Below are 6,647 nucleotides of genomic sequence, written 5' to 3'. Positions count from 1 at the left end.
CTCGCCGCAGTCGCCGCCGCGGCGGTCGCCGCCGCTCCGGGCCTGATCGCGGGGACCCCGGCCCTCGCGGCCTTCGCCGCCACGTGCGGCACCTCCGCTGCCGCGGCGCTCGTGCTCGCCGCATCCATCGCCTCGGTGGGGTCGAACGTGCGCTCGAGCATGTCCTCGGCGTCCTCTGCGGTCTCCGGGTTCGGCAGCAAGTCCACGAGCGCCTTCCGCACCTTCGCGGCCTCCGCGAAGACGGCGGCGAGCACCGCGAGGCTCGCGATCATGGGGGCGTGCCGCCAGATGAGCGCGCAGGTTGGGTCGCTCAGGCTCGCCCTGCCGCGCATCCAGGTGGGCGCGCTGCCGCACTTCTCCATGAGCGGCAAGTTCGACGCGCAGTCCGGTTCCGTGCCCTCCGTGCACGTGAACTGGTACGCGTCCGGCGGCGTCTTCTCGTCGCCGAGCGTCATCGGCGTCGGCGAGGCGGGCGACGAGGCCGTCATCCCGCTCAGGCCGAGCGTCCTTCGCGGCATCGGCGAGGGCATCGGTTCGACCGGGGGCGACCCCTCTGAGGTCATCGAGTGGCTCGACCGCAACCTCCCCGCGATCATCCAGAGGTACACCCCGGTCACGCTCGAGCGCGACCTCGACAGGCACGTGAGGGCGGTGATGGCGGGTGCATAGGCTCACCTACACCTCGTCGACGGGCAGGGTCGTCGAGCTCGACGCTGTCGGGGCCTACGTCGGCACCGCGCCGAAGCTCAGGAGTCGCGAGTGGTCCTACGAGCTGTCGTGGAGGAGCGCCTACGGCGTCTCCCGCGACGCCCGCGAGGCCACGGTCGACGCCTACCTTAGCCCGGAGGCGGCCGATGCCCTGCGCGAGCAGGCCGACCGCGACATGGCCGGCTCGTCCCCCGGCAGGCTCACCTTCGACGGTGAGTGGTACCAGAGGGTATACCTGGCCAAGTCCGACGTGTCGGAGGTGTACGGCAGGCGCGGCATCAAGACCGAGCTGACCTTCCTGCTGCTCGACGGCGCGTGGAGGCGCGAGGTCACGACGAGCTTCTACGCCAACGAGGTGTCGGACGGCTCCGCGATCGACTACCCGCACGACTTCGACTACGACTACGGCGGCAGCGGCGCGAACCGCACGATCACCGTGGCCGGGCTGGTCCCCGCCGACTGCAGGCTCAACATCTACGGACCTGTGACGAACCCGCGCGTGACCGTGGCGCAGGGCGAGTTCTCGAACACCTACAGCGTCAAGGTCGCCGTGCCGGGCGGCTCGCGCCTTGTCATCGACGGGTCGAGCTACCCGAAGGGCATCCAGCTCATCGGCACCTACGGCGAGGTCGAGGACCGCTTCGCCGACGGCGTGCGCGGCGAGGGCGCGGGCTCCGGCTCGTACTGCTTCGAGCCGCTGCGCTCCGGCACCTCGACCGTGTCGTGGGACGGCTCGTTCGGCTTCGACATCACGCACTACCAGGAGGAGGGCGAGCCGCCGTGGAGCTGATAGTCGCCGACAGCGCCGGGAGGACGCTCTTCAACATCGCGGACTTCGAACTGGACATGGACGCGGGCTGGGGCGACGGCGTGGACAACACGTTCGACCTCATCGTCCGCGACCCCGACGCGCCGCTCCCCGGGGCCGCCTGGCGCGTGTTCGCCGACGGCACCGAGATGGGCGGGCGCGTCGAGGGTTTCGAGCTGAAGACGCGCCGCACCTCCTCGGAACTGCACTGGAAAGGCTCCACGTGGTCCGGCGTGCTCGCCAAGCGACTGCTGTGGCCGGACGCCGGGCAGGACTGGCTCACGCTCTCCGGCGACGCGAACGCCGTGCTCAGGCAGGCGATCAAACGCCTGGGGCTGGCGTCGTTCTTCTCCGTGCCCGACGTGGACGCCGGCGTCTCGGTGGGCTACAGGTGCTCGCGCGACGTGCCGGACGCCTGGACGAACCTCCGCCTGGCCATGAGGTCGGCGGGGCTACGCCTCGACGCCAGGTGGGTCGACGGCTCCTGCAGGCTGCAGGCCGTGCCCGTCACCGACTGGCGAGGGCGCGTGGACTCGGACCTCGTGAACTTCGACCTCACGAGCGACCTGCTCGTCACGAACCACCTCAAGGCGGCGGGCAAGGGCGACCTCGCCTCCCGCCAGGTCGTGGACGTCTACGCCGACTCCAAGGGCAACGTGGGCACGTCAAAGGCCATGGCGGGCGTCTTCGAGCTCGAGGAGTACTACGACGCCAACAACAGCGAGGGGGACGACCTGCGAGACCAGGCCACGGACCGCCTCGGGGACATGCAGGCCGAGGGCGGCGTCAAGGTCACCGTCGGCGAGGGCGTGAGCTTCGGCCTCGGCGACATCGTGGAGGCCAGGCACTACTCGCCGAACGTCACGGTGTCGGTCGAGGTATCGAGCCGCGTCACGACCGCAACGGGCGCCGGGGCGTCGGTCACCTACGGGGCGACCCCCGGAACGACGAGGATAGGATAGGAGAGACATGGAGCTAGTAACCGGCAAGGCGGGGGTCCCGCACGTCAGCTCGGCCGACGACGGCCGCCGCATCGCGGGAGAGGTGGGCGCGGGCAGCTACGTGCTGCAGACGGGCGGCAGGCTCGCCCCGTCGCTCGTGGACGCGAACACGGTGCGTTTCGCGACCGGCGACATGATCGTGCAGGGCCGGCACATTGGCATCACGTCACCCGAGGACGTGAAGGTAGCGAGCGGGTCGCAGGGCAAGAAGCGCATGGACTACATCTGCGTTCACTATTCCCGCGACGTGAGCGGTCCGAGCCCCACGCTCGTGGAGACCGTGGAATGGACCGTGCTGCGGGGCACCCCCGGTACGGACGCGACCGCGCCCTCGGTGCCGAGAGGGTCTATCCTGGACGGCGACTCCGACGTCACCGTGCCGATCAGCTCGGTCACGTTCGACGGACTGACCACGGGCCAGCCGAAGCTGCTCATCCCGGAACTGACCCCGCTCGCGACCCTCGGGGATTCCGTATCCCTGTACGAGACGAAAAATTGGGGCGTCGTGCGCGTGGGCATGACGGTCTACGTCCGCGCCGTGCTGATCATCGCTGATCCTGCTGAGGGCATCACGTGTCCGTACGTCATTCCCGAGGAGCTGCGGCCGTCCCATGCCTGGTCCGCGGCGATGGTCACCGAGTACGGAGGCGCGGACAACTCGTACCGCCTGCTCGTCATGCCAGACGGCACCATCAAGGTGCATAGCATGAGCGGCAAGACGGACCATCGGAACCACTTCGCCTCGCTGAGCTACCCCATCGGCATGTGATTCCGTATCCCCGAGAATTGTGGCAAAGACGAATGTAGGGAAGATCTATCAGGTATTCGACTATGACATGCCGCTAAACAGGATGGCGGCGCTCGTCTGCAGCTATTATGGGCGCCCTCTGGCATCGACCTTGTTCACCACGCGAATGTTCGCCGAGGAATGCACCAACTCCGGAGCATGTGCGGACTGTTATTACAGCCCTGGTAACTTTGGAGTCCACGCTTACTATACGGACGGCAAGCTGTTCCTCATGGCCGATGCCTCAGTATATAGCGCAGTCTTCATAGTGCTTTAGGTACAGACCACGGCCTGACCGGCGAGGTCGGTCTGCAGGTGGCGACGACAACGAACCGAAACGTCCGGAATTGCAGGGAGACGTCGCGGTTCATCTAGACCGACTACTCGGCTGAGTGCCGCATCCCCTACGCCTTCTAGGCCGCCGGCCAGCAGGCCGTGCAGGAGAAAGCGTAGGAGCCTGACAGGCCTGTGCCGCCGAAGTTGGCGATGTACATCGCGCCGCCCGGCTGGACCCACAGGCCGCTCGACCTGTCGGTGTCGGTGTTGGCCACCTGGCACCGCTGGCGCAGTTGGTTCTTCGGGCGGAAGCCCTCGGGCACCGTGTCGACGAGCGTCGTGCCCCACGAGCCGGAGATCTTGGCCGTGACGTTGTACATGTTCATGACGACGATCCTGCCGACGCGGCAGAACTCGATGGTGCCGGTGTTGACGGTCCTCAGCACGTAGCCGCTTTTGAACTGGGATACGGAATCCTAGCCCCCGAGTATCAGCCGCTCAACCACTTTCTGCGCATCCTTGCAGATGCGCGGCCTCGGCACGATGTAGTGCTCGTAGGCCGTCCCGATATCGGTGTGCCCGAGCATCATGGCCACGGTCTCGATGCCGACCCCGGCCTCCACGGCGAGTGTCGCCCATGTGTGTCGGCACTCCGTCATCGAGGTCCAGGCGGCCCCTGCCCGGCGGCACGCAGACCTGATCCTCCGCGCGATGGCGTCGGGCGACAGGGTCACGAAGTACGGGGCCGTCTACGAGTCGCTGCTGGACGGCAATACGCTGGAGACCGGCACTTTCGGGTCCGAGGGCGCCTGGGCAGTCGTGGGCGAGGGCTGAGGCGCCGCATACCCGCGACAGCGGGGTATCTAGGCGTAAAGGAGGGACATGAAGGTACACAAGATCAAGGTGCGAGACCGCACCGTGTCGTGCGACGACCTCGAGCTGGTCCAAGGCACGCAGGGCGTCGACGCGGTCGGTCTCGACCTCGACCAGGAATGGACGGGGCTCGAGGTCACGGTGACGTTCGCTGCGGCGGCCGGCAACTACACACCGGCGCGGGACGGCGGCATCTGGCCCGTGCCGTGGGAGGTGCTCAAGGAGACCGGTGAGGTCGAGGTCGGCATCGAGGGCCGACGCGGCACCGACGTACTCAAGTCGGTGCGTATGCCGTGGCCGTTCCGCGTGCGCCCGTCGCTTACGGTCGGCCAGCTGCCCAGCGACCCGACCGTGAGCGACCTGCAGGCGCTCGTGCTCGAGGCCAAGGAGCTCAAGGCGCAGATCGCGCAGACTGTCGCCGACGCGCGCTCGGTCCTCGGGGAGATCGAGAGCTACGGCATCGCCGAGTGGAGCGTGGACGCCCGGGTCCACCGCCTGTTGGTGGGCCCGGTCAAATCGAGAAAGGATGATGCCTAGTGGCAGATCGGAGCACCGGCGGAACCCTGACCGAGGTCAAGGTGTCCGAGGGCGAGTACATCGACGTCCTGACCGTCACCCTGAAGGACGGCACGTCCAAGGACTACCCGTTCAAGTACGAGAACGAGGAGGCCCTGGAGACCGCGCGCATCGCCGCCGACGCCGCCGCAAAGGCCGCGAACGAGGCCAAGGCCGCGGTGGAGGCCAACGAGGAGCAGCGCAAGACGGGCGAGGCGACGCGCGTCTCTAACGAGGAGACGCGCAAGACCGAGTTCGCCGCGGCGAAGAAGGCGGCCGAGGACCAGACCGCCGAGGCGAAGAAGGCGGCCGAGGCCGCAAATAAGGCCAAGGAGCTCGCGGACGGCGCGGCCGAGCTGGCCAACACCGCCGCGGGCAACGCGGACGAGGCCACCTCGTCCGCCACCGAGGCCGCACGCAAGGCCAACGCCGCCGCCGAGGCCGTCAGCGTGGCCACGCTGGGCATCTCGCCGCAGCAGCTCCGCGCGATGGTCCGTATGGGCAACGCCGCCGACGTGCTCCGCGTCGGCGATCAGCTCAACTCGACCTTCACGTGGGAGGGCGAGGAGTACCCGCTGCCGTGCGACGTCCTCCATCACTTTAACGGCCGCGACGCCGACCACCCGCTGTCCACGCTCGAGGGCGGCATCGAGGCCCCGACCATGGCCATCGGGGCTCACTTCGCGCTTCCTCCCGCCTGCGCCTTCGACAGCATGGAGGCGCTCTACGTCCCCGAGGCCGACATGCAGCCGGGCCAGTACGACATAATCGTCGAGGTCAACTATGTCTGGGGCACCGGCGTGTGCGCCGCGAAGGGGTCGACCAGGTTCACCTTCACGACTACGAACGTATGGCCTGCGGGCTGCCAGGTCCTGTGGAACGCCTCCTACGGCGGAGAGTTCACATCGCTCACCGCGTACGAGAACTTCAGCGACAAGGTCATCGAGAAGGTATCGGTCGCCGCCGGCAGCGGCGGCACGCTGATCGGTACCGCCAACGAGCAGATCAACGGGCGCATCAACACCATCCAGCGCGCCTGCGATGGCAACAACGACTACACGAAGTCCGGCTTGCATCGATGGGCCAATGCGCATGGCACCGACTGGGACGTGCAGCAGGGCATCTTCGACCGCCCGCACCCGCTCCACGGCAAGCCCGGCCTGCTCGACTGCCTGCCGCCGGAGCTCGTCGAGGTCCTGGCGAAGGTGTCAGTCAAGACGCAGCTCCACCCGGTCGACGGCGGCGAGATCGCCGAGACGTTCGACTACGCCTACCCGCCGTCCGCGCGACAGCACTACTTCAGCAACTACCTGGGCGCCACGACCGAGGGCTACAACGCCGAGGGCGTTCCGTTCGACTACTTCAAGGCGCTCGCGGTGAGCACCGGGCTCACCGGCCCGTTCCAGGGCTGGCAGACCTACCCGGCGCTCATCACGTTCGGTGCTGAGAACCACACCGTTGCCTGCAACTGCTGGCTTCGCTCCCCGTACCGGGGCGCGGCGCACGCGGGCTACGAGGGGGTCGTGAGCTCGTCTGGCCTCGTCAGCAGCGCAGGAGCGGCGAACGGCTATCGGCTCGTCGTCGTCCTGCATATCGGCTAATCGTCTAATCCGGCGGCGCACCCCTGCGCCGCCGCGGC

At 68.0% G+C, this 6,647-nt stretch carries 9 protein-coding genes; 6 read left to right on the top strand and 3 right to left on the bottom strand.

What is annotated here, in order from left to right:
* A partial coding sequence (locus DW029_RS03685) for a hypothetical protein (RefSeq protein WP_199582502.1) occupies positions 1–272 on the bottom strand: 272 nt, incomplete at its 3' end.
* Here DW029_RS03685 and DW029_RS03680 point away from each other — a divergent pair.
* Genes DW029_RS03680 through DW029_RS03665 form a run of 4 tightly spaced genes read left to right on the top strand, consistent with a single transcriptional unit; the run spans position 271 to position 3,286 of the window.
* Entirely contained in the window at positions 271–669 is a 399-nt protein-coding gene (locus DW029_RS03680) for a hypothetical protein (RefSeq protein WP_233543791.1), read from the top strand. The two genes, DW029_RS03685 and DW029_RS03680, sit on opposite strands and share 2 nt — an antisense overlap.
* A complete protein-coding gene (locus DW029_RS03675) occupies positions 662–1,498 on the top strand; it encodes a hypothetical protein (protein WP_118345313.1) in 837 nt (278 codons plus the stop codon). Before DW029_RS03680 ends, DW029_RS03675 begins: the two co-directional genes overlap by 8 nt.
* Positions 1,489–2,478, top strand: coding sequence for a hypothetical protein (locus DW029_RS03670; protein ID WP_118345312.1), 990 nt, complete (start codon positions 1,489–1,491; stop codon positions 2,476–2,478). Before DW029_RS03675 ends, DW029_RS03670 begins: the two co-directional genes overlap by 10 nt.
* A gap of 7 nt (positions 2,479–2,485) precedes the next feature.
* On the top strand, positions 2,486–3,286 hold the full coding sequence (locus DW029_RS03665) for a hypothetical protein (protein ID WP_118345311.1): 801 nt from the start codon (positions 2,486–2,488) through the stop codon (positions 3,284–3,286).
* 431 nt (positions 3,287–3,717) lie between these two features.
* Here the strand turns inward: DW029_RS03665 and DW029_RS03655 are convergent, their stop codons facing one another.
* Both DW029_RS03655 and DW029_RS03650 read right to left on the bottom strand, forming a co-directional pair.
* Positions 3,718–4,026, bottom strand: a complete 309-nt coding sequence (locus DW029_RS03655) for a hypothetical protein (protein WP_118345309.1) — start codon at positions 4,024–4,026, stop codon at positions 3,718–3,720.
* Positions 4,027–4,056: 30 nt separating this feature from the next.
* Positions 4,057–4,314 (bottom strand): tyrosine-type recombinase/integrase, encoded by a 258-nt coding sequence (locus tag DW029_RS03650; protein ID WP_118345308.1) that lies wholly within the window; start codon positions 4,312–4,314, stop codon positions 4,057–4,059.
* 148 nt (positions 4,315–4,462) lie between these two features.
* Between DW029_RS03650 and DW029_RS03645 the strand changes: the two genes are divergently transcribed.
* Together DW029_RS03645 and DW029_RS03640 are read left to right on the top strand one after the other, a co-directional pair.
* Positions 4,463–4,990 carry a hypothetical protein gene (locus tag DW029_RS03645; protein WP_118345307.1) on the top strand — a complete coding sequence of 176 codons (528 nt, stop codon included), beginning with the start codon at positions 4,463–4,465 and terminating at the stop codon, positions 4,988–4,990.
* Positions 4,990–6,609, top strand: coding sequence for a DUF6273 domain-containing protein (locus tag DW029_RS03640; protein WP_118345306.1), 1,620 nt, complete (start codon positions 4,990–4,992; stop codon positions 6,607–6,609). The genes DW029_RS03645 and DW029_RS03640 overlap by 1 nt, the downstream gene beginning before the upstream one ends.
* Positions 6,610–6,647: the final 38 nt, after the last annotated feature.

The sequence above is a fragment of the Collinsella sp. AF38-3AC genome (genome assembly GCF_003474365.1).
Taxonomy (GTDB): domain Bacteria; phylum Actinomycetota; class Coriobacteriia; order Coriobacteriales; family Coriobacteriaceae; genus Collinsella.
Note: the sequence above shows the minus strand (reverse complement) of the source record. Positions and strands in the feature narration are given on the sequence as shown.

Coding starts and splice junctions, on each gene's coding strand:
- DW029_RS03665 (WP_118345311.1), top strand. CDS start 2,486: ATGGAGCTAGTAACCGGCAAGGCGGGGGTCCCGCACGTCAGCTCGGCC.
- DW029_RS03645 (WP_118345307.1), top strand. CDS start 4,463: ATGAAGGTACACAAGATCAAGGTGCGAGACCGCACCGTGTCGTGCGAC.
- DW029_RS03680 (WP_233543791.1), top strand. CDS start 271: ATGGGGGCGTGCCGCCAGATGAGCGCGCAGGTTGGGTCGCTCAGGCTC.